The sequence below is a fragment of the Francisella sciaenopsi genome (assembly GCF_045862875.1).
Lineage (GTDB): Bacteria > Pseudomonadota > Gammaproteobacteria > Francisellales > Francisellaceae > Francisella > Francisella sciaenopsi.
Genome location: NZ_BTHG01000016.1, coordinates 1 through 1,390, shown reverse-complemented (window position 1 = coordinate 1,390; position 1,390 = coordinate 1). Strand labels below are relative to the sequence as shown.

Here is a 1,390-nt window from a genome sequence, read left to right as displayed (position 1 = left end):
TATTCCCTATCATATGCTCAAGAGCGCTTATGGTTTATAGAGCAGTATGAGAAAGGTAGTAATGCTTATCATATGCCGCTGCTTGTATCACTTAATGAAGGTATTGATATAGAAGCGATTAAACGATCTATAAGTTCTATAGTGCAAAGACATGAGGTATTAAGAAGTGTATTTAGACAAGATGAAGAAGGGAGTGACTATCAAGTAGTATTGAATGATGATTTAGTTATTAGAGAATATAATTATCAAGATACGGTTATATCTAAGCAAATTGATTTAGATATTAATACACCGTTTGATTTAGTTAATGACTATCCGATAAGGGTATCGATATATAGAGAAGATGATGATACTAAGCTATTGATTAATATCCATCATATAGCAAGTGATGGTTGGTCTATTGATATATTGCTTAAAGAATTAAAAGCTTATTATGATTACTATACTAATAATACTCCTATTCACTTACCGGAATTAAGTATTCAATATAAAGACTTTGCTGTATGGCAGCGTGAGTATTTGCAGGGGACTAATCTTAATAAGCAGTTAGCTTATTGGAGAGATAGGTTATTAGGATATGAAACACTAAATATGCCTACAGACTATCCAAGACCAGCAAAGATAGATTATAGGGGATCTAATGTTAGCTTTGATTTAGATGAAGAGATATCTACTAAGTTAAGAGCGATAGCGAAAGAGAATAATAGCTCGTTATATTCATTAATGCTAAGTGTATTTTATGTATTATTACATAAATATACAGGTCAAGAAGATATAGTTATAGGAACGCCTATAGCGAATAGACATCATATTCAGATACAAGATTTAATAGGATTTTTTGTTAATTCATTAGGGTTAAGAGAACAGATAGATCCGAGTGATACTATTATAGATTTACTTAAGGAAGTACATAGTAATCTTATAGAAGTGCAAAGTCATCAAGACTTACCATTTGAGAAGTTGGTAGCTGAGCTTAATGTAGAACAAGATCAAAGTAGACATCCGATATTTCAGGTGATGTTTAGTGTACAGAGTTTTGGTGGAGAAGATACTAAGTTATTTAAGCCAACAAGTGATATAAGTTATAAAGTAGCTAAGTTTGATTTAAGTTGTTTTATAGATGATAGTCAAAGTAGATTAAGAGGTTTAATAAGCTATGCTACATCATTATACAGCGAAGAAAGTATAGAAAGATTAGTAGAGTCATATAAGAGGATATTACAGCAGTTAGTTCAACAAAAAGAAAGAAAGATAAGAGATTATAGTCTGTTAACACCACAAGATTATCAGAGGATAGTATATGACTGGAATGCTACTGATAGTGATTATCCGAATGATAGGACTATATATGAGTTATTTGAAGAGCAGGTAGAGAAGAATCCGAATAATG

General features: G+C 31.3%; 1 protein-coding gene. It reads left to right on the top strand.

Going from position 1 to position 1,390, the window contains the following annotated elements; all coding sequences use genetic code 11:
* A partial coding sequence (locus ACKTR7_RS09895) for a condensation domain-containing protein (RefSeq protein ID WP_407878141.1) occupies positions 1-1,390 on the top strand: 1,390 nt, incomplete at both ends.